Genomic DNA, 20,206 nt, shown 5'->3' on the forward strand with positions numbered 1-20,206 from the left:
TCCCGGTTGCGCGGCGTCCCGACCGGGTCCGTTACTCCCCATAAGGGGGAAAAGCGTGCACCAGCTCGGCGACCTCCGCGCGGACCCGGGGGGCCTCCTCGCCGCGCAGCGCCCGCCCGAACAGCCCGGCGATCCGCACCATCTCCGACTCCCCCATCCCCTGCGTGGTCACCGCGGCCGTACCGAGCCGGATGCCGCGCTGGTCGCCGTACGGGAGGGCGCAGGTGTCCAGGACCATCCCCGCGGCCGCCAGACGGCCGCGTGCGGCCCTTCCGTCCATGCCCAGGGGTGCCGGGTCGGCGGTGATCATGTGGGTGTCCGTACCGCCCGTGGTGATCGCGAAGCCGAGGCCGGCGAGGGCCTGGGCGAGCGCGCGCGCGTTGGCGACCGTCCGGTGCGCGTACCGCGCGAACGCCGGAGTCGCGGCCTCGCCGAAGGCGACCGCCTTCGCGGCGATGGTGTGCATCTGCGCGCCGCCCTGGGTGAAGGGGAACACCGCCCGGTCGATCCGCTCGGCAAGCTCCGCACCGCACAGCACCATCCCGCCGCGGGGGCCGCGGAGCACCTTGTGGGTGGTCGCGCAGACCACGTCCGCATACGGCAGCGGGCTCGGCGCGGCACCGCCGGCCACCAGGCCGATCGGGTGCGCGGCATCGGCGATCAGCAGCGCGCCGACCTCGTCGGCGATCTCCCGGAAGGCGGAGTACTCGGGGTGCCGGGGATAGCAGATGGAACCGCAGACGATGGCTTTCGGCCGGTGGGTCCGGGCCAGTTCCTGCACCTGCCGGTAGTCGATGATCCCGGTCTCGGCGTCCACCCCGTACCCGACGAAGTCGAACCAGCGGCCGGAGAAGTTGGCCGGGGAGCCGTGGGTCAGGTGGCCGCCGTAGGTCAGGCCCATCGCCAGGACGGTGTCCCCCGGGCGCAGCAGGGCCGCGTAGGCGGCGAGCACGGCGGCCGAACCGGAGTGCGGCTGTACGTTGGCGTGTTCGGCGCCGAACAGGGCCCGGGCCCGCTCCATGGCGGTCCGTTCGGCGAGGTCGGCGTACTCGCACCCGCCGTGGTGCCGGGCCCCCGGGTACCCCTCGGCGTACTTGTTGGCGAGGGCGGACCCGAGCGCGGCGAGCACGGCCCGCGAGGTGAAGTTCTCCGCGGCGATCAGCTGCAGGGTGGTGCCCTGGCGGTGGGCCTCCCCCGAGAGGATGTCGGCCATCTGGGGGTCCTGCCGGCGCAGCACGTCCGCCCTGGGCTCACTGGTGACGGTCATGGCGCGCTCCCGAGCCGTGGGGATACCGGGTACGCCCACTGTAATTCCGAGCCCCCGCTCCCGCCCGCCGCCGTACGCGGCGCCCCTCACGCCCCTCGCGTCCCACCGGACGCGGTGCCCCTCACGCCGGCCGCCCGGTAACGGCACCGGCGGCCCGCGGTGCGGCCGGGGCGGACCCGACGCGGTCAGCGGCGGGTGGTGACGCCCGTCAGGGCCGTGACGACCGGGTCGAGGGCCTGGTCGATCTCGTCGCCGATCGAACGGAAGAACGTGATCGGCGCGCCGTACGGGTCGTAGACCTCGTCGGCGTCGGCGGACGGCGCCAGCAGCCAGCCGCGGAGCGCCGCCGCGGCCCGCACCAGGGCGCGGGCGCGGGCGGCCATGCCGTCGTCCAGCGGCGGGAGCGTCGCCGGGTCTATCGCCCGCACCAGCCGGGTGAACTCCTTCAGGGTGAAGGTGCGCAGGCCGGCCGAGTGCCCCATCGAGATGACCTGCGCCCGGTGGTCGCGGGTGGCCGTCAGGACCAGGTCGGCGCGGATGACGTGCTCGTCGAGGAGCTCGCGCCCGGTGAACCCGGACGCGTCCGCCCCGAAGTCGGCCAGCACGGCCGCGGCGTTCGCCTCCATCGGCGCACCCTCGTGGCCCCAGGTGCCGGCGCTCTCCACGATCAGGCCGCCGGTGGCGGCCCCGCCCAGACGGTGGGCCAGGGCGTGCCGGGTCAGCCGCTCGGTGATCGGCGAGCGGCAGACGTTGCCGGTGCTGACGTGGAGTATGCGGAAGGTGTCGCCCGATTCACTCGCTATGCCACGCCCCTGAGGGCTCACGGAGCGACCTCGAGGTCGGGTACGACCTCCCGCAGCTGGTCGGCGGTCAGTGCCCCCGCGCGCAGCAGCACGGGCACCTTCCCGGTGACGTCGACGATCGAGGAGGGCTCGATGCCCGGGGTGGGGCCGCCGTCGAGGTAGACGGAGACGGAGTCGCCGAGCATCGCGCGGGCGGCGTCGCAGTCCTCCGGCGCCGGGTGTCCGCTCAGGTTCGCCGAGGAGACGGCCATCGGGCCGACCTCGGTCAGCAGCTCGATCGCGACCGGGTGCAGCGGCATCCGGACGGCGACCGTGCCGCCGGTCTCGCCCAGGTCCCACGCCAGCGAGGGCTGGTGCTTGGCGACCAGGGTCAGCGCGCCCGGCCAGAACGCGTCGACGAGCTCCCAGGCCTGCTCGGAGAAGTCGGTGACCAGCCCGTGCAGGGTGTTCGGGGAGCCGATCAGCACGGGGGTGGGCATGTTGCGGCCGCGGCCCTTGGCGGCGAGCAGGTCGCCGACCGCCTCCGGGTTGAAGGCGTCCGCGCCGATGCCGTAGAGGGTGTCCGTCGGCAGGACCACGAGTTCACCGCGTCGCACGGCGGATGCCGCTTCACGCAGACCGGTCTTGCGGTCCGTCGCGTCGTTGCAGTCGTATCGCCGTGCCATCAGCGGGACTCCTCGTACGTGGGGGAAGGATCGGGCAGGGGGTGGCGGGCGCGGGTCACGGCATCGCCTTCCGGGCCGTGGCGAAGCGCGGGCGGTTGTTGAGGTCCGGGTGGTCGGCCGCGTCGGCCCAGCCCAGCTCCTCGGCGAAGATCCACGGCACCTGGCCGCCCTGGGTGTCCGCGTGCTCGACGACGACGAGGCCGCCGGGCCGCAGCAGCCGGTGCGCGGTGCGCTCGATGCCGCGGATGGTGTCCAGGCCGTCCTCGCCGGAGAACAGCGCCATCTGCGGATCGTGGTCCCGGGCCTCGGGGGCGACGTACTCCCACTCGGTGAGCGGGATGTACGGCGGGTTGGAGATGACCAGGTCCACCCGGCCGTCCAGCTCGGGGAGCGCGCTCAGCGCGTCGCCCTGGTGGACGGTGACCCGGGAGCCCTCGGCGTTCTTCCGGGTGTAGACGAGCGCGTCCTCGGACAGCTCGACGGCGTGCACGCGCGAGCGCGGCACCTCCTGGGCCATGGCGAGGGCGATCGCGCCGGACCCGGTGCACAGGTCCACGATCAGCGGTTCGACCACGTCCATGGCGCGGACGGCCTGTATGGCCCAGTCCACGACGGACTCGGTCTCCGGGCGCGGGACGAACACGCCGGGTCCGACCTGGAGCTCCAGGTAGCGGAAGAAGGCGCGCCCGGTGATGTGCTGGAGCGGTTCGCGCGCCTCGCGGCGGGCGACGGCCTCCCAGTAGCGGGCGTCGAAGTCACTGTCCCTGACGTGGTGCAGTTCCCCCCGTTTGACGCCGTGCACCCACGCGGCGAGCTCTTCCGCGTCGAAACGCGGAGAGGGCACACCGGCGGCGGCCAGCCGCTGGGTGGCCTGGGCCACCTCGGCAAGCAGCAAGTTCATCTGCGCTGGTCCTCCGGGCTGCTGTCGTACGGGGGCGGTACGCGGGGTACGCGGTCCGCTGGGCGGGAGCGGTTACTGCGCGGCGGCGAGCTTGGCGGCGGAGTCCGCGTCGACGCAGGCCTGGATGACCGAGTCGAGGTCGCCGTCGAGCACCTGGTCGAGGTTGTACGCCTTGAAGCCGACCCGGTGGTCCGAGATCCGGTTCTCCGGGAAGTTGTACGTGCGGATCTTCTCGGAACGGTCCACGGTGCGCACCTGGCTGCGGCGGGCGTCGGCGGCCTCCTGCTCGGCGGCCTCCTGGGCGGCGGCCAGCAGGCGGGAGCGCAGGATGCGCATGGCCTGCTCCTTGTTCTGGAGCTGGCTCTTCTCGTTCTGGCAGGAGGCGACCACACCGGTGGGGAGGTGCGTGATGCGCACGGCCGAGTCGGTGGTGTTGACGGACTGGCCGCCGGGGCCGGACGAGCGGTAGACGTCGATCCGCAGGTCGTTGGGGTTGACCTCGACCTCGACCTCCTCGGCCTCCGGGGTGACGAGCACGCCGGCGGCGGAGGTGTGGATGCGGCCCTGGGACTCGGTGGCCGGCACGCGCTGCACGCGGTGCACGCCGCCCTCGTACTTCAGGCGGGCCCAGACGCCCTGGCCGGGCTCGGTGGCACCGTTGCCGCCCTTGGTCTTCACGGCGACCTGGACGTCCTTGTAGCCGCCGAGCTCGGACTCGGTGGAGTCGATGATCTCGGTCTTCCAGCCCACCCGCTCGGCGTAACGCAGGTACATGCGCAGCAGGTCGCCGGCGAACAGGGCGGACTCGTCGCCGCCCGCGCCCGCCTTGATCTCCAGCAGCACGTCCTTGTCGTCGCTGGGGTCGCGCGGCACCAGGAGCAGCCGGAGCTTCTCGGTGAGCTCCTCGCGGTGTGCGGTCAGCTCCTTCACCTCGGCGGCGAAGTCGGGGTCGTCGGCGGCCAGCTCCTTGGCCGTGTCGATGTCCTCGGCCGACTGCTTCCAGGCCCGGAAGGTGGCGATGATCGGGGTCAGCTCCGCGTAGCGCTTGTTGAGCTTGCGCGCGTTGGCCTGATCGGAGTGGACCGACGGGTCGGCGAGCTTCTTCTCGAGGTCGGCGTGCTCGCCGACCAGGTCCTCGACGGCCTCGAACATCTCGGGCTCCTGGTGAAAGATTGCGAAAGGGCAGGGCAGCCGGATGGGCCGCCGGCTGCGGCGGGACGACAAAGGCGCCGGTCCGGCCACCCCCGCGTGGACAGGGGGCGGCCGGAGACCGGCGCCGAGGTCTCGCTACTTCTTGGCGGCCGCAGCCTTGCCGAAGCGGGCCTCGAAGCGGGCCACACGGCCACCGGTGTCGAGGATCTTCTGCTTGCCCGTGTAGAACGGGTGGCACTCGGAGCAGACCTCGGCACGGATGGTGCCCTCGGTCAGGGTGCTCCGGGTGGTGAACGACGCGCCACAGGTGCAGCTGACCTGGGTCTCGACGTACTCGGGGTGGATCTCGCGCTTCAAGGTGTCTCCTAGTTTCGGGAGGGCACCGGGTCGCAGGTGGCGGAATTGCTCCATGCGTGAACCGGGGCCGACGTACCAGTCTGCCAGGACCGGCCCGCCTGTCAAAATTCCAGGACGCACACCTCAACGGGTACCCGGGTCCCGTTATTCCGGCGGCTCCGCGCCGTTCTCGGTGCCGTTCCCGGTTCCGTCCCCCTAGCTGACCACGGATCCGGCGGTGCCCTTGTCCCCCGCGGACTTCTCGGTGGCCTCGGGCGGGATCGGCCGGTCGGCCCGCAGGGCCTCCCAGACCAGCGCGGACTCCTTCTGCAGCGGGACCACCCGGTTGGGGTCGCGGGTGTCCCCGCCGACCGGCAGGGTGATCATCTGCATGTCCTTGGAGTCGATGCCGCTCAGCCCGGACGCGAATCCCATCAGCGACTTCACGTCGCCCAGCCTGGAGTCGGTGGTGACCGCCTTGGTGCCGGTGTCGGCCAGGTCCAGCAGCCGCTTGGGGTTGTCGAAGAGCCCGATGCCCTTGACCTGCTTGAGCAGGGCCTTGATGAAGGCCTGCTGGAGCTGTATGCGGCCCAGGTCGCTGCCGTCGCCGACGCTCTTGCGGGTGCGGACCAGCCCGAGGGCCTGCTCCCCGTTGAGCCGGTGGGTCCCGGCGGGCAGGTCGAGGTGGCTGGCGCCGTCCTTGATGGGCTTGGCGGTGGTGACCTCGACCCCGCCGAGCTTGTCGATGATCTCCTTGAAGCCGGTGAAGTCCACTTCGAGGTAGTGGTCCATCCGGATGCCGGACATCTGCTCGACCGTCTTGACCGCGCAGGGCGCCCCGCCGACGGTGAAGGACTCGTTGAACATCCGCCGCGGGCCGCCGGGGTCGGTCCTGCCGGACGCCGTCTGGCAGGAGGGCCGGGTGACCAGGGTGTCCCTCGGTATGGATATGACGCTCGCCCGCCGGTGGCCCTCGTACACGTGGACGATCATGGCGGTGTCGGAGCGGGCGGAGCCGCCGTCGTCCCGGCCGTACTCGGAGTTCGCGCCGCCGCGCGAGTCGGAGCCGAGGACCAGGATGTCCTGGGAGCCGTTGTCCACGTCGGCCGGGCGGTCCTTGCCCAGGGCCGCGTCGAGGTCCACGCTCTTGATGTTGCCGTTGAACTTCACGTAGAAGTAGCCCAGGCCGGAACCGCCCAGGACCAGCACTCCTGCCGCGGTCCAGCCGGCGACCGCCACCGCCCGGCGCCGTTTCGCCGGTCTGGCCCGCCGCCCCGCCCGCGTCCCCGCCCTGTGGCCCGGGACCGCCTTGTCCTCGCCCATGCTCTCCTCGCCTCCCGTACGTCCGCCCTCACAGACGGGTGCCCGGGACCGCGGGTTCCATGGCAGGCCGTGAACGCACTGTGCCCACCGTGCGGACACGGTGGGCACAGAGTGGCGGCGAGTGGCCCGGAGGGCTCTTTCCCGCCGGTGCTGCCTGGGGTTTCGGCCGATCTCAGCCGAAGAGGTTGAACTGGGCCCAGGCGGTGCCGAAGGCCTTGCGTGTGGCGAAGGTCGCACCGGTGCTGCTGCCCGTTCCCGGGAACAGCCACAGGGCGTCGCCCTCGCGGGCCAGCAGGTCGGGCTTGCCGTCGTTGTTCACGTCGCCGACGGTGGCGAACGCGGTGTACGAGCTGCCCAGGGTGGCCACCTTCACGCGCGGCGCGAAGGCGTTCAGGCCCATCGTGCCGGTGCCCTTGTACAGGTAGACGTCGCCGGCGGGGGTACGGGCCAGCAGGTCCGTCTTGCCGTCACCGGTCAGGTCGCCGTGGCCGAGGACCTGGCTGTAGACCTGCCAGCCCGGTCCGCCGTCGACCTCGGCGTAGAAGCCGCCCTTGCCGTTGCCCGGGTGGATCCGCAGCCGGCCGGCCGAGTCCACCGAGATCAGGTCCTGCACGTCGTTGCCGTTGACGTCGCCGGGCGCGAGGAAGGTGCGCCGGGAACCCCAGCCGGAGGCCAGCTTGGTGTTCTGCCAGGTGCCGTTCGACTGGAACGTCCGGTACAGGTCGCCGGCGGCGGTGCGCCGGACGATGTCCTGCGAGCCGTCCAGGTCGAGGTCGGCCTGCACGAGCAGGTTGTCGGTCTTGAAGTCACCCGGAACCGAGGACTGCCAGGACAGGCTGGTGCCCTTGGAGTGGAACGGGAACAGCTTGCCGTCGGAGGCCCGGCGGGCCAGCAGGTCGGCCTGGCCGTCCTTGTTCCAGTCGGTGTCGTACGCGCGGGCCCGGATCGGGCCGGCGTAGGAGGTGACCTTCGAGTAGACCCCGTAGGCGCCCTTGTAGACGCAGTCCGTGACGCCCCACGAGACCACGCCGATCAGCCGGCCGTTGCGGACCAGCGGACCGCCGGAGTCGCCGTTGCAGGCGGTGGTGGTGCCGGCGTCCGACCCGGAGGCCGGGGTGCCCGCGCACACCATGTGGCCGCGGACCAGGTAGTCGCCCCAGAAGCCCGCGCAGGTGTCGTCGGACACCAGCGGCAGGGTGGCCTTCTTCAGGGTGGGCGAGACGTCCTGGCTGGTGGAGGTGTAGCGGCCCCAGCCGTAGACGTCGGCGGTGTTGCCCACCGCGTAGTTGCCGGTGTCGGTGCTGCGCGCGAACGGCAGCGTCGGAACGCTGACGGGCTTGGCGAGGGTCAGCACGGCCACGTCGTTGTCCGTGGTGCCGGCGTTGTACGAGGGGTGCTTCCACTGGCGGCGGACGGTCACCGGGGTGCCGCCCTTCCAGTCGGTCACCCCGGAGGAATCGACCGTGGGGAGCTGGGTGGCCCCGACGACGACCACGCTGTCCAGGGTCCAGTTGAGACCGTCGACGCAGTGCGAGGCGGTGAGGATCTTCGTGGGGGCGATGACCGTGCCCCCGCAGAAGAAGGCCTCGTCGTCGGCCTTGTCGGGGGTGTTGCGGTCGTCGTAGTAGTGCAGCTGCGCCATCCAGGGCGCGTTGGAGATGGTCTCCGTCTTGCCGCCGATGATGTACGGGGACGACTTGGGGGGTTCCGGCACGGACTTCCGCGGCGGGACCGGCTTGCTGACGTCCCTCGACTGCTGATCGGTCGTCATCGACCGGGCGACGCGCTGTCCGAGCTCTTTGGTCGTGGGCTCGGGCGTCGTGGAGGCGGCCTGCGCTCCGGTGGCCGTGAGCCCGGTACCGACCAGGGCGAGCACGGACACGGCAACAGGGACCGCCAGGCGCGAAGTGCGTATGTGCACGCGCGACATCCTTCTTCCGTTGGCGGAGCAGTTGATGGGTGCGGTGATCCTATGGCAACGCCGCCCCCACCCTCGCGGGTGGGGGCGGCGTCGGTGTGCTCCGCCGGTCCGGCCGGTGCGGCCGGTCCCGAGGTCAGTCGTTGTTGACGGCCGAGGGGGTCGTCTTGGCGATCTGCATCAGGAACTCGGCGTTCGACTTCGTCTGCTTCATCTTGTCCAGCAGCAGCTCGATCGCCTGCTGCGAGTCGAGCGCGTGCAGCACCCGGCGCAGCTTCCAGACGATGCTGAGCTCCTCGCTGTTGAGGAGGATCTCCTCCTTGCGGGTGCCCGACGGGTCGACGTCGACGGCCGGGAAGATGCGCTTGTCGGCGAGCTTCCGGTCGAGCTTGAGCTCCATGTTGCCGGTGCCCTTGAACTCCTCGAAGATCACCTCGTCCATGCGCGAGCCGGTCTCGACCAGCGCGGTGGCCAGGATGGTCAGCGAGCCGCCGTCCTCGATGTTGCGCGCGGCACCGAAGAAGCGCTTCGGCGGGTACAGCGCGGTCGAGTCGACACCACCGGACAGGATGCGGCCGGAGGCGGGCGCCGCGAGGTTGTACGCGCGGCCCAGACGGGTGATGGAGTCCAGCAGGACGACCACGTCGTGACCCAGCTCGACGAGGCGCTTGGCGCGCTCGATGGCCAGCTCGGCGACGGTGGTGTGGTCCTCGGCCGGGCGGTCGAAGGTCGAGGAGATGACCTCGCCCTTGACCGACCGCTGCATGTCGGTGACCTCTTCCGGACGCTCGTCGACCAGGACGACCATCAGGTGGCACTCGGGGTTGTTGTGCGTGATCGCATTGGCGATCGCCTGCATGATCATGGTCTTGCCGGTCTTCGGCGGGGCCACGATCAGACCGCGCTGGCCCTTGCCGATGGGCGAGACGAGGTCGATGATGCGGGTCGTCAGCACACCCGGGTCGGTCTCCAGGCGGAGCCGGTCCTGCGGGTACAGCGGGGTGAGCTTGTTGAACTCGGGGCGGCCCCGGCCGGACTCCGGCGCCATGCCGTTGACCGAGTCCAGGCGCACCAGCGCGTTGAACTTCTCGCGGCGCTCGCCTTCCTTCGGCTGGCGCACGGCACCGGTGACGTGGTCACCCTTGCGCAGACCGCTCTTGCGGACCTGGGCGAGGGAGACGTAGACGTCGTTCGGGCCGGGCAGGTAGCCGGAGGTCCGGATGAACGCGTAGTTGTCGAGGATGTCGAGGATGCCCGCGACGGGGATCAGCACGTCGTCCTCGGCCACGGTGGGCTCGCCGGCACCGAACTCGTCGCGGCCGCGACGGCCACGGCGGTCGCGGTAGCGGCCGCGACGGCCACGGCGGTTGCCGTCCTCGTCGAAGTCGTCCTGCGGACCGTTGTCCCGCTGCGGCTGGCTCTGGCCCTGGCCGCGGCTGCCCTGCTGCTGGCGGTCCTGGCGGTCCTGCCGCTCCTGGCGGTCCGGACGGCCCTGGCGCTCGCCGCCCTGGCGCTCGCCGCCCTGGGCCTGGCCGGCCTGGGCCTGCTCCTCGCCCTTGGCGCCGCGGTCACGGCGGTCGCGCTGGCGGTCGCGGCGGTCACGGCGGCCGCGGCCCTCGCCGTCCCGGTCGGAGACGGCGGTGGCAGCCTCGGCCTTGGCGTCGGCCTTGGCCTCGGGCTGCGCGGCGGGCGCCTCGGCCTTGGCCTCGGCGGCCGGGGCCACGACGGTGGTGGCGGCGGCCGGGGCCGTGGTCTCGGGAGCACCGGCGGGCGCGGTGGCCCGGCGGCGGCGACGCTCGCCGGCCGGCTGGTCGGCGGAGGCCGGCTGGCCCGGGATGTCGATCTGCTGCTGGGCGGCCGGCGCCTCGGCGGCGGCCTCGCCCGTACGGGCCTTGCTGGTGGCGCGGCGCTTCGGCTTGGCCTCGGCGGTGGCGCCGGAGTCCGCGGCCTTGGCGGTGGTGCCGCCGGCCTGCGCCTCCTTGATGACCTCGATCAGCTGGCTCTTGCGCATGCGCGCGGTGCCCCTGATCCCGAGGCCGGAAGCGACCTGCTGCAGCTCGGCCAGGACCATGCCCTCAAGGCCGGTGCCGGAGCGGCGACGCTTGGGGGCGGTGCCCGCAGCGGGAGCACTGGTGTCGACAGTGGTGTCGGCAGCGCCCATCAGATCGGTGGTGTCGCTCACGAAGGGTCCTTCCCTGGAGCGGACGTCGGCCTGTCTGGCTCGGCGACCGGTTGTGCTGTCCGACCACGGGTCGTGATCTTGTTGATCGTGGCCCGAAGTCGAGGCGGTGGTCCGCCGGACATCGATACGGCGGAGAGATACGTGCGTGGGTTCCGGCGAGAAGCCCCCCAGCTGGAAGCGTGGGAATGTGTCACGCCGATTCCGGAGCGTGCTCGAAACTGCCTGGCAGGAATCAAAGCAGTTGGGGAGGCTCCCGGAAGAAAGGTGGTCCCTGATGGGGACACTGAGCACCGAGCCCTGGCGGCTTCGGATGCGCACTTGAGAGTAACACTACCGGATCCAACAGACATTCCCCCTCTCAATCACCGGCAATCGCGCCTGTCTCCCCGGGTGCGGGCGGCCTGCCCGGCCGCCCGCCCCGGGCGGGCCGTCACTGCCCGCCCTGGGTCCCCAGGGGAAGGACGCTCGCGCCCGCGGCGTCGAGGGCGAGCCGGTTGGCCGCCCATCCCTCGCCCGCGAGCTGCGCGACCTTGTCGGCCGCACCGTTGTCGACCAGCGCGAGGACCGTGGGGCCCGCGCCGGAGATGACCGCGGGCACCCCGTCCGCCCGCAGCCGGTTCACCAGTGCCACGCTCTCCGGCATGGCGGGGGACCGGTACTCCTGGTGCAGCCGGTCCTCGGTGGCGGGCAGCAGCAGCTCGGGGCGCCGGGTCAGGGCCTCCACGAGCAGGGCCGCACGGCCCGCGTTGACGGCGGCGTCCACGTGCGGGACGGAGCGCGGCAGCAGGCCGCGCGCGGTCTCGGTCAGGACCGGCTTCGACGGCACGAAGACCACCGGAACGATGGAATCCGCGGGATCCATCCTGATGGCCTTGGCGCTGCCGCCGTCCATCCAGGCCAGGGTGAAGCCGCCGAGCAGGCAGGCGGCGACGTTGTCGGGGTGGCCCTCGATCTCGGTGGCGAGCTCCAGCAGCGCCGCGTCGTCGAGCCGGGCCTCACCGCCTATGGTCACGGCGCGGGCGGCGACGATGCCGGCGCAGATGGCCGCGGAGGAGGACCCCAGGCCGCGGCCGTGCGGAATGCGGTTGGCGCAGCGCACCTCCAGGCCGCGCGGCTGTCCGCCGAGCAGGTCGAAGGCGGTGCGCATGGAACGCACGAGGAGGTGGCTCTCGTCGCGGGGCAGCGTCTCGGCGCCCTCGCCCGCGATGTCGATGTCGAGGCCGGAGTCGGCCACCCGTACGACCACGTCGTCGTAGAGCCCCAGGGCCAGGCCGAGGGCGTCGAACCCGGGGCCGAGGTTGGCACTGCTGGCGGGGACGCGCACCCGTACGGCGGCGGCGCGGAACGCTGGACCGGCCATCGCTCGATGAACTCCTTGTGACGGTGGTGACTGTGCTGACTGCTGCGGGACCCTCGCACGGGATCTGCTCGGGGTCTGCCGGGGATCTTCCGCTGTGAATGTACTGGAGAACGTACGACACCCGAAGGCCCCCGAAACTCCCGAGGGGCAAGCACCTCGACACGTGACGGGGCACGTGCGCGGTGGCGGATGTAAGTACAGCGTATCGAAGGAAGGTTCTGTCGCGACATAGGGCGCACAGGAGGCGCACGATGCGTGTCGCGCACACCGGCCGCTCTTGCGCGGCTTTCGCCCCGCCCCGCCGGGTTCTCCGGCCCCGCACCGGCGGGTTTTCGGCCTCGTCCCGAGGGGGTTTTCGGCCTCGTACGCCGGGTTCCGGAGTGCTCCGGAACCCGGCGTACGGCGGCGGGTGCGGTCAGGTCCGGGCGCCGCGGCCCGGACCCGGTCCGGTCAGACCAGGCCGAGGCGTACGGCGGCGGCCTCGGCGTCCACCGGAACGGTGACCGGCTGCGGAGCGCCGGCGATCGCCCAGTCGGGGTCCTTCAGGCCGTTGCCGGTGACGGTGCAGACGATCGTCTGCCCCGGGTCGACCAGACCCTGCTCGGCGGCCTTGAGCAGACCGGCGACCGAGGCGGCCGAGGCGGGCTCCACGAAGACACCCTCCTGGGAGGCCAACAGCCGGTAGGCGGCCAGGATCTGGCGGTCCGTCACCTCGTCGATGAAGCCGCCCGACTCGTCCCGGGCCGCGAGCGCGTAGTCCCAGGAGGCCGGGTTGCCGATCCGGATGGCGGTGGCGATGGTGTGCGGCTCCTTGACGACCTCGCCGCGCACGATCGGCGCCGAGCCCGAGGCCTGGAAACCCCACACGCGGGGCGTACGGGAGGCCAGGCCGTCGGCCTTGTACTCCTTGAAGCCCTTCCAGTACGCGGTGATGTTGCCCGCGTTGCCGACCGGCAGCACGTGGATGTCGGGGGCGTCGCCGAGCGCGTCCACGATCTCGAACGCGGCCGTCTTCTGGCCCTCGATGCGCACCGGGTTGACCGAATTGACCAGCGCCACCGGGTAGTTGTCGGACAGCCGGCGGGCGAGCGTGAGGCAGTCGTCGAAGTTGCCGTCCACCTGCAGGATCTTGGCGCCGTGGACCAGGGCCTGGCCCATCTTGCCCAGCGCGATCTTGCCCCGCGGCACCAGGACCGCGGAGACCATCCCGGCGCGCACCGCGTACGCGGCCGCGGAGGCGGAGGTGTTGCCGGTGGAGGCGCAGATGACGGCCTTGGCGCCGTCCTCCTTGGCCTTGGTGATGGCCATGGTCATGCCGCGGTCCTTGAAGGAGCCGGTCGGGTTGGCACCCTCGACCTTCAGGTGGACCCGGCAGCCCGTGCGCTCCGACAGCACCTGCGCGGGCACGAGCGGAGTGCCACCCTCGCGGAGCGTCACCACGGGGGTCGTGTCCGTGACCGGAAGCCGGTCCCGGTACTCCTCGATGATGCCCCGCCACTGGTGGGTGTGCTTGGTGCTCATGGGTCCTTTACTCCCCTTCAACGCGCATGATGCTGGCGACACCGCGGACGGTGTCGAGCTTCCGCAGCGCCTCGACGGTCCCGGAAAGGGCGGCGTCGGGGGCGCGGTGGGTGACGACGACGAGGGACGCCTCACCGTCGATTTCTGGACGACCTTGCTGCCGGACGGTGTCGATGGACACGCCGTGCTCGGCGAAGACGGTCGCGACCTGGGCGAGCACGCCCGGCTTGTCGGCCACATCGAGGCTGATGTGGTACCGCGTCACGACGTCGCCCATCGGGCTGACCGGCAGCTGGGTGTACGCCGACTCGCCCGGCCCCGTTGCCTCGGCGAGCTTGTTCCGGCAGACGGCGACCAGGTCGCCGAGGACCGCGGAGGCGGTCGGCGAGCCGCCCGCGCCCGGGCCGTAGAACATGAGCCGCCCGGCGGCCTCCGCCTCGACGAAGACGGCGTTGTACGCCTCGCGCACGGAGGCCAGCGGGTGGCTGAGCGGGATCATCGCGGGGTGGACGCGGGCCGTGACGGACCCGCCGTCGGCGGCCCGCTCGCAGATCGCCAGCAGCTTGATGGTGCAGCCCATCCGCTTGGCGGAGGCGAAGTCGGCCGCGCTGACCTCGGTCATGCCCTCGCGGTGGACGTCGTCGAGCCGGACCCGGGTGTGGAAGGCGATGCCGGCCAGGATCGCGGCCTTCGCAGCGGCGTCGTAGCCCTCGACGTCGGCGGTGGGGTCGGCCTCCGCGTAACCGAGGGCGGTGGCCTCGTCCAGCGCCTCCTGGTAGCCGGCGCCGGTGGAGTCCATCTTGTCGAGGATGAAGTTGGTCGTGCCGTTGACGATGCCCATCACCCGGTTGATCTTGTCGCCGGCGAGCGATTCGCGCAGCGGGCGGATCAGCGGGATGGCGCCGGCCACGGCGGCCTCGTAGTAGAGGTCCAGCCCGGCCTGCTCGGCGGCGGCGTGCAGCGCGGCGCCGTCCTGGGCGAGCAGCGCCTTGTTGGCCGAGACCACGGCGATGCCGTGCTCGAAGGCGGTGGTGATCAGGGTCCGGGCCGGCTCGATGCCGCCGATGACCTCGATCGCGACGTCGATGTCGCCGCGTTTGAGCAGGGCGGTCGCATCGGTGGTGACCAGGGCCGGGTCGATGCCCTCACGGACCTTGGAAGGACGGCGCACGGCCACGCCGGCGAGTTCGACGGGCGCGCCGATCCGGGCCGCCAGATCGTCGGCGTGCGTCGTCATGATGCGCGCCACCTCTGAGCCGACCACTCCACAGCCCAGCAGCGCCACCTTCAGCGGACGCGTACGCATCATTTACCTACGCCTTTCGATCTTTGATCACTTCGATCGGCCCCGGTCCGCGGAATTGCACACCGGGGGTGGAACCAGTCTCACTCAATGGACAGCGGAATCCATCCTCGGTCCATTGAGTGAGACGTCATGAGACGTCCATTTTGGGGGGTCGGGACGTCTTCCGGGAAAAAACGCGTGTCATCCGAGGTCGAGACGCAGGAGATCTTCCTCCGTCTCGCGCCGGACGATCACCCGCGCCTCGCCGTTGCGGACGGCGACGACCGGCGGGCGGAGCGCGTGGTTGTAGTTGCTGGCCATGGACCGGCAGTACGCCCCGGTGGCCGGCACGGCGATCAGGTCGCCGGGCGCGAGGTCGGCGGGCAGGAAGGCGTCCTTGACCACGATGTCGCCGCTCTCGCAGTGCTTGCCGACGACCCGGGAGAGCATCGGCTCGGCCTCGGAGCGCCGGGAGACCAGCGCCACGCTGTACTCGGCGTCGTAGAGGGCGGTACGGATGTTGTCCGACATGCCGCCGTCGACGCTGACGTACGTACGGAGCCCTTCGAGCGGCTTGATCGTGCCGACCTCGTACAGGGTGAACGCGGTCGGGCCGACGATGGCCCGGCCCGGCTCGACGGAGATGCGGGGCACGCTCAGCCCGGCGCTCTCGCACTCGCGGGCGACGATCTCCTTGAGCGCCTTGGCGATCTCGTGGGGCTCGCGCGGGTCGTCCTCGGAGGTGTACGCGATGCCCAGGCCGCCGCCGAGGTCGATCTCCGGCAGCTCGATGCCGTGCTCGTCGCGTACGGCGGCCAGCAGGCGCACGACGCGCTTGGCGGACACCTCGAAACCGGCCATGTCGAAGATCTGCGAGCCGATGTGCGAGTGGACGCCGATCAGCTCCAGGCTGTCGTGCCCGAGCGCCCGGCGCACGGCCTCGGCGGCCGATCCGTCGGCGACGGCGATGCCGAACTTCTGGTCCTCGTGCGCGGTGGCGATGAACTCGTGGGTGTGCGCCTCGACGCCGACGGTGACCCGGATCTGCACGCGCTGGCGGACCCCGAGCTCGGCGGCGACGTGCGCGACCCGGACGATCTCCTGGTAGCTGTCGAGCACGATCCGGCCGACGCCGGCCGCGACGGCCCGGCGGATCTCGGGGACGGACTTGTTGTTGCCGTGGAAGGCGATGCGGTCGGCAGGCATCCCGGCGGCGAGGGCGGTCGCGAGCTCGCCCTCGGAACACACGTCGAGGTTCAGCCCCTCCTCCTTGAGCCACCGCACGACGGCCTTGGAGAGGAACGCCTTGCCGGCGTAGAACACGTCGGCGTCCTTGCCGAACGCGTGCGCCCACGCGCGGCAGCGCTGCCGGAAGTCCTCCTCGTCGAGGAAGTAGGCGGGGGTGCCGAACTCCTCGGCCAGCCGGGTGACTTCGATGCCGCCGACGCTGACGACGCCGTCGTCGGCGCGGGCGACCGTACGGGACCAGACCTTCTCGTCCAGCAGGTTGAGATCGGCCGGCGGCGGGGAGTAGTGCCCCTCGGGCACGTCGGCGGCGTGGCGGGGCCCGGCGGGGTGCGCTGAACGGCTCATCTCTGGTTCTCCAACAACTCTCTGGTCTCTAGATCAGCTCGGGGGCGTCGATGCCGAGCAGGGCCAGGCCGCCGGCCAGCACCGTCCCGGCGGCTTCGGCAAGGGCCAGCCGGGCGCGGTGGGCGGCCCCGGGTTTCTCGTCCCCGACGGGCAGCACCGTGTACTGGAAGTCGAGCAGGGCGTCGGCGACCACGACGAGCTGCCGCAGGAGCCGGTCCGGCTCCCGGTGGTGGGCGGCGGCTTCGAGGGCCATCGGGTGGTCGGCGAGGGCGCCGAGGAGGGCGGGGGCGTCCACGTCGCCGGGCTCCGCGGTGAACCCGAGCAGGGCGGCGTTCCGGGTCAGCGCCGCGCACCGGGAGCGGGCGTAGAGCACCCGGAAGAACTCGTTGCTCTCGTCCTGCACGAGCAGCAGGTCGCCGAAGACCGGCGTCTCCCTGGGCCCGACGGCGAGCATGGCCCAGCGGGCGGCGCCGGCCCCGTAGCGGGCTTCGACGTCCCCGTCACGGCGGGCGACGGGAGCGACGGCGTCGGGACGGGGATGACCGTGGGCGTGGACGGCGAGACCCTGGGCTGCGGCGATCCGCAGCACCGCGCCGAGGACGGCGCGCTCGCGCGGCCCGGCGCCGGCCGGCACGTCGGCGGCCCGGTCGGTGGTGTCGGCGGACCCGTACGACCGCCCGTACGACCGCCCGTCACGGAGCGCCCGCTCCACGAGGGCGGCGGCACCGCTCCGCTCCAGGGTGAAGTTCAGGAAACCGGCCCCGGTGACGGCGACGTCCGAGATCCCGGCCTCGCCTGCCAGCCTCCGGGCCAGCACCTCCGCCACCTCGGCGGGCTTGACCCCGGCTCCCTTGGCGACCTTGAAGGCAACGGGGGTGGCGTACTCCCCCACCCCACCCGGACGGGTCCGCTCGACCACCACCCGCTCGGGGACCTCGACCGCCAGCTCCCCGTCCTCAACGGCGCAGCGCAGGGCGCGTACGACGGAACGGGAGAGATCAGCGGGGTTCACGGCACCAGCCTAGGCGAGAAGCCCCCGCCGACCGCGAAGGGTTTCGCCATGTGAAATCAAGGCAATCGGAGTGCGGGCTACCGACCGAGCCGGACACCCTTCCGGTCGACGAGCCGCCGTACGACCCGCACCAGCTCGGCCGGCTCGAAGGGCTTGGCGAGGAAGGCGTCCACCCCGGCCTCCACCCCGACCTCGACCTCGTGCTGGGTACAGGCGCTCACGATCGCGACGGGCAGGTCCCGCGTCCGCGGATCGGCCCGCAGCCGCGCAGCCGTCCCGAACCCGTCCAGCCGGGGCATGACCACATCAAGCGTCACGACGTCCGGACACACCTCGTGCACCACGTCCAGACACTCGGCACCATCGGCCGCGGTCACGACCTCGAAGCCCTCCAGCTCGAGATTGACCTTGATCAGCTGCCGGATGACCTTGTTGTCGTCGACAACAAGAACCCGGCCCGAGGCTCCTGGCACAACTCGAGAGTAGGTCGCCGCCGGGCCCCGCGTCCGGGTTTTGCCCACTTCCACCCCGTCCGAGCGACCCGGCCCCCTCTCCTGCCCGAAACCCGTTCCTGATCACCCCTCCGGAGCTGGTAGTGTTCATCCCGTCGCCGCGAGAAGCGAACGACACGCCCCCGTAGCTCAGGGGATAGAGCAACGGCCTCCGGAGCCGTGTGCGCAGGTTCGAATCCTGCCGGGGGCACTTCGCAGGAAGTGCCCGACAGACCCCGCCACAGCGCCAACGCTGAGGACGGGGTCTTCGCGTATCTGCAGAGAGTGCGCCACTGGCGCTGTGTCAGCACCGCGTGGCGAGCAAGGTCCCGCCCTCCGACTGCAAGGTGAACCGTCCGGGTGGCAGCCCACCGGGGTCGGGGCGTGCGTTCGACGAACCGCGCACCGATACCTCTCACGTCCATGCCGATTGCCTGATGAGGTCAGTTCCCGTGCAGCCAACCCCGAGTGCCGTCTTTCTGGAGAGCCCGGCCACCAGGCTCATCGACCTGGCCATCCGGGCCCGGGAAGGGGGCCGCGACGGATCGTCCCTCGACGATGAGATCCGTCGCTACAACCGCGTCGTCAGAAATTCGTGGCGGGCTGACTGGAACTGCCCGCCCTACACGGCCGCGGCCATGCTGGACCTCATCGCGGTGGTTGTCGCCACGCCGGGCCCCCTGGTCCCGTTGCCTGCTTCCTTCGAGGAAAAGCTGGCCCGGGCGGCTGACGGAATGGATCAGGCCGAGTACCTCCACGCACTTGCGGAAATGGTGCGGATCCTCGACCGCGAGCAGCCCGCCGCCTACGACGAGCTCGCAATGGCTGCGTGGGAGCTCTCCCTGCTCTTCCCCCATCTGAACGGCTTCTCCGCCGAGCTGGACGACGGCGGCCACCCCTCTTTTGCGGCTGCTGTCGCCTCCGGTGTGCTGAACGAGCACCCGTACTGCGTGGAGCCGGCGGTCCCGTACACCACCGAGGCCCAGCTCGGGCTCACGCTCTTCCCCGACGAGCATTCCCTCGGCCGGTACGTCCCCTGGGCTACCCGCGACCGGCTCCGTGAGCTCCTCGACGTCGTCAACGACCACATGCAACGAGAGCACTCATGACCACCCCCCGGTCACCCGACGTCTCACCTTGGTGAAACGGTCAGAGTTCCGGAGCGAGCGCGGTCAGGCGCAGGAGTGCGAGCAGGGCCAGGGCGGCCGGGATCGCGTACCACCAGCTGCGGAGCCATTCGGCCTTCACGCACACCCACGAGAGGAGGCCGGTGACGACGACGGCCGCCAGGGCTGTGCCGGAGGCGAAGCCGGAATTGCTGACGGCCTGACTGTCCCAGGGCCCGTCCGGCTCGACCATGTACGCGGTGAGGACGACGTAGCCCGTGACCAGGTGCGCCAGTACCAGGGTCACGGCCGATACGGCTGTGCCCAGCCTGCCGGCCGATCCGCTCACCCCAGAGCCTCCTTCGCCTGGTCCACCCTGCGGTCAAAACCGCGTCCGTAGGCCTGAGCGGCGTCGCTCTCGTAGTAGGGCCCGCCGTTGTAGCGCGCGGCGAGCTCCTGCATCTGGGCGCGGGTCATCTGCTCCGGCGGCACGTCGGCGAATCCGCTCTCCGCCTTGAGCTGGGCAAGGTACTCGGACGCGATGAAGATGTTCTTGGCGGGATCCTTGATCGCGCCGACCACCTGGTCACGCTGGGCGTCCGTGAGGTTGGCGGGGTCGTAGCCCAGCACCTCGGCAGCGCGCCTCACCTGGATGGCCATGGGCCCCATGGACGTGCGGTCGGGGTCCTCGGCGCCCGGAAGTATCTTGCGGCCCTCGTAGGCGGGCAGGAGCGCAACCATGTCGTTGCACTGGTCCTGCGCGAACCGGGCGAAGGTGTCGACGTTCGCGGCGACGTCCGCGTGGGCCCGCGGTGCTCGGCAGCCCGTCGCGTTCTCACCGTCCATCCGGCCCTCGTACAGCAGACCGGCGATCTCCATGAGCAGGTGCGAACTACCGTTGATGGAACTCGCGTTCGCCGAGTAGCCGGCCGACCCGCCGCCGCCGAACGGCAGGGCGGGGCCGGTGGCATCAGGAGCCTGGTTGAGCCGCATCTGCGGGGAGCCCTGCCGGGCGGCAGCGGCTTTCGCGCTGCTCCACTCGTCGTCGAAGGACATCCAGCCCAGCCCCCTCCAGTGGCCGCGTTTACGCGAATGCATGTGCGCATCCCTGTCCATCATGACATGACCCCGACGGATGACCGGAGTTGACGGGATGGGGGTCTCGGGTGTGCGTCGGGGTGCGCGGTCGCATTTCGCGAGACGGAGCGTCTTGCGGGGAGAGCGGGGGTGGCTTACTGTTTCGCGAGTGAGGCGAGACGAGACGTCTCGTTGTAGCGAGAGGGAGGGGTTG

Annotated in this window: 18 protein-coding genes and 1 tRNA gene; 2 read left to right on the forward strand and 17 right to left on the reverse strand. The window is 71.5% G+C overall.

Annotation, left to right across the window (positions count from 1 at the left end; genetic code table 11):
* Positions 1-31: 31 nt before the first annotated feature.
* The 15 genes from glyA to AB0O36_RS18660 all read right to left on the reverse strand — a co-directional run bounded on the left by glyA (position 32) and on the right by AB0O36_RS18660 (position 17,845).
* On the reverse strand, positions 32-1,267 hold the full coding sequence (glyA, locus tag AB0O36_RS18590; protein ID WP_365111202.1) for a serine hydroxymethyltransferase: 1,236 nt from the start codon (positions 1,265-1,267) through the stop codon (positions 32-34).
* 185 nt (positions 1,268-1,452) lie between these two features.
* The gene (locus AB0O36_RS18595; protein ID WP_365111205.1) at positions 1,453-2,091 is read right to left on the reverse strand and encodes a protein-tyrosine-phosphatase; all 639 of its coding nucleotides are present in this window, start codon (positions 2,089-2,091) and stop codon (positions 1,453-1,455) included.
* Positions 2,088-2,735, reverse strand: a complete 648-nt coding sequence (locus AB0O36_RS18600; protein WP_365111208.1) for an L-threonylcarbamoyladenylate synthase — start codon at positions 2,733-2,735, stop codon at positions 2,088-2,090. The genes AB0O36_RS18595 and AB0O36_RS18600 overlap by 4 nt, the downstream gene beginning before the upstream one ends.
* Positions 2,736-2,790: 55 nt before the next feature.
* Positions 2,791-3,636, reverse strand: a complete 846-nt coding sequence (prmC, locus tag AB0O36_RS18605) for a peptide chain release factor N(5)-glutamine methyltransferase (protein ID WP_365111211.1) — start codon at positions 3,634-3,636, stop codon at positions 2,791-2,793.
* A gap of 72 nt (positions 3,637-3,708) precedes the next feature.
* Entirely contained in the window at positions 3,709-4,788 is a 1,080-nt protein-coding gene (gene prfA / locus AB0O36_RS18610) for a peptide chain release factor 1 (protein WP_365111213.1), read from the reverse strand.
* 135 nt (positions 4,789-4,923) lie between these two features.
* The gene (rpmE, locus tag AB0O36_RS18615; protein WP_365111216.1) at positions 4,924-5,145 is read right to left on the reverse strand and encodes a 50S ribosomal protein L31; all 222 of its coding nucleotides are present in this window, start codon (positions 5,143-5,145) and stop codon (positions 4,924-4,926) included.
* A gap of 195 nt (positions 5,146-5,340) precedes the next feature.
* On the reverse strand, positions 5,341-6,447 hold the full coding sequence (locus AB0O36_RS18620; RefSeq protein WP_365111219.1) for an LCP family protein: 1,107 nt from the start codon (positions 6,445-6,447) through the stop codon (positions 5,341-5,343).
* A gap of 172 nt (positions 6,448-6,619) precedes the next feature.
* Positions 6,620-8,368 carry a trypsin-like serine protease gene (locus tag AB0O36_RS18625; protein ID WP_365111222.1) on the reverse strand — a complete coding sequence of 583 codons (1,749 nt, stop codon included), beginning with the start codon at positions 8,366-8,368 and terminating at the stop codon, positions 6,620-6,622.
* A 133-nt stretch (positions 8,369-8,501) separates the two neighbouring features.
* A complete protein-coding gene (gene rho / locus AB0O36_RS18630) occupies positions 8,502-10,547 on the reverse strand; it encodes a transcription termination factor Rho (protein WP_365111225.1) in 2,046 nt (681 codons plus the stop codon).
* A 430-nt stretch (positions 10,548-10,977) separates the two neighbouring features.
* Complete coding sequence (gene thrB / locus AB0O36_RS18635) at positions 10,978-11,907, reverse strand: homoserine kinase (RefSeq protein ID WP_365111227.1); 930 nt, start codon at positions 11,905-11,907, stop codon at positions 10,978-10,980.
* A gap of 450 nt (positions 11,908-12,357) precedes the next feature.
* Positions 12,358-13,428 (reverse strand): threonine synthase, encoded by a 1,071-nt coding sequence (gene thrC, locus AB0O36_RS18640; RefSeq protein ID WP_365111230.1) that lies wholly within the window; start codon positions 13,426-13,428, stop codon positions 12,358-12,360.
* A 7-nt stretch (positions 13,429-13,435) separates the two neighbouring features.
* A complete protein-coding gene (locus AB0O36_RS18645) occupies positions 13,436-14,734 on the reverse strand; it encodes a homoserine dehydrogenase (protein WP_365111437.1) in 1,299 nt (432 codons plus the stop codon).
* 180 nt (positions 14,735-14,914) lie between these two features.
* The gene (gene lysA, locus AB0O36_RS18650; RefSeq protein ID WP_365111233.1) at positions 14,915-16,306 is read right to left on the reverse strand and encodes a diaminopimelate decarboxylase; all 1,392 of its coding nucleotides are present in this window, start codon (positions 16,304-16,306) and stop codon (positions 14,915-14,917) included.
* 28 nt (positions 16,307-16,334) lie between these two features.
* Positions 16,335-17,318: an ArgS-related anticodon-binding protein NrtL gene (gene nrtL, locus AB0O36_RS18655; RefSeq protein ID WP_365111235.1), complete on the reverse strand. Its 984-nt coding sequence runs from the start codon at positions 17,316-17,318 to the stop codon at positions 16,335-16,337.
* A 77-nt stretch (positions 17,319-17,395) separates the two neighbouring features.
* On the reverse strand, positions 17,396-17,845 hold the full coding sequence (locus AB0O36_RS18660; protein WP_365111238.1) for a response regulator: 450 nt from the start codon (positions 17,843-17,845) through the stop codon (positions 17,396-17,398).
* Between the two features lie 103 nt (positions 17,846-17,948).
* Here AB0O36_RS18660 and AB0O36_RS18665 point away from each other — a divergent pair.
* Together AB0O36_RS18665 and AB0O36_RS18670 are read left to right on the forward strand one after the other, a co-directional pair.
* Positions 17,949-18,020: transfer RNA gene (locus AB0O36_RS18665), tRNA-Arg, on the forward strand.
* A 241-nt stretch (positions 18,021-18,261) separates the two neighbouring features.
* Positions 18,262-18,918 (forward strand): hypothetical protein, encoded by a 657-nt coding sequence (locus AB0O36_RS18670; protein ID WP_365111240.1) that lies wholly within the window; start codon positions 18,262-18,264, stop codon positions 18,916-18,918.
* Between the two features lie 40 nt (positions 18,919-18,958).
* Here AB0O36_RS18670 and AB0O36_RS18675 read toward each other — a convergent pair whose 3' ends face one another.
* Positions 18,959-19,264: a hypothetical protein gene (locus tag AB0O36_RS18675; protein WP_365111243.1), complete on the reverse strand. Its 306-nt coding sequence runs from the start codon at positions 19,262-19,264 to the stop codon at positions 18,959-18,961.
* Positions 19,261-20,013, reverse strand: a complete 753-nt coding sequence (locus tag AB0O36_RS18680; protein WP_365111246.1) for a hypothetical protein — start codon at positions 20,011-20,013, stop codon at positions 19,261-19,263. The genes AB0O36_RS18675 and AB0O36_RS18680 overlap by 4 nt, the downstream gene beginning before the upstream one ends.
* Between the last annotated feature and the right edge of the window lie 193 nt (positions 20,014-20,206).

Source organism: Streptomyces sp. NPDC089799 (assembly GCF_040684755.1).
Classification (GTDB): domain Bacteria; phylum Actinomycetota; class Actinomycetes; order Streptomycetales; family Streptomycetaceae; genus Streptomyces.

What these genes read in the sequence shown, in the direction of transcription:
- glyA (WP_365111202.1), bottom strand. Translation starts at nt 1,267, where the DNA reads ATGACCGTCACCAGTGAGCCCAGGGCGGACGTGCTGCGCCGGCAGGAC.
- AB0O36_RS18600 (WP_365111208.1), bottom strand. Translation starts at nt 2,735, where the DNA reads ATGGCACGGCGATACGACTGCAACGACGCGACGGACCGCAAGACCGGT.
- prmC (WP_365111211.1), bottom strand. Translation starts at nt 3,636, where the DNA reads ATGAACTTGCTGCTTGCCGAGGTGGCCCAGGCCACCCAGCGGCTGGCC.
- prfA (WP_365111213.1), bottom strand. Translation starts at nt 4,788, where the DNA reads ATGTTCGAGGCCGTCGAGGACCTGGTCGGCGAGCACGCCGACCTCGAG.
- AB0O36_RS18620 (WP_365111219.1), bottom strand. Translation starts at nt 6,447, where the DNA reads ATGGGCGAGGACAAGGCGGTCCCGGGCCACAGGGCGGGGACGCGGGCG.
- thrB (WP_365111227.1), bottom strand. Translation starts at nt 11,907, where the DNA reads ATGGCCGGTCCAGCGTTCCGCGCCGCCGCCGTACGGGTGCGCGTCCCC.
- thrC (WP_365111230.1), bottom strand. Translation starts at nt 13,428, where the DNA reads ATGAGCACCAAGCACACCCACCAGTGGCGGGGCATCATCGAGGAGTAC.
- AB0O36_RS18645 (WP_365111437.1), bottom strand. Translation starts at nt 14,734, where the DNA reads ATGCGTACGCGTCCGCTGAAGGTGGCGCTGCTGGGCTGTGGAGTGGTC.
- lysA (WP_365111233.1), bottom strand. Translation starts at nt 16,306, where the DNA reads ATGAGCCGTTCAGCGCACCCCGCCGGGCCCCGCCACGCCGCCGACGTG.
- AB0O36_RS18680 (WP_365111246.1), bottom strand. Translation starts at nt 20,013, where the DNA reads ATGCATTCGCGTAAACGCGGCCACTGGAGGGGGCTGGGCTGGATGTCC.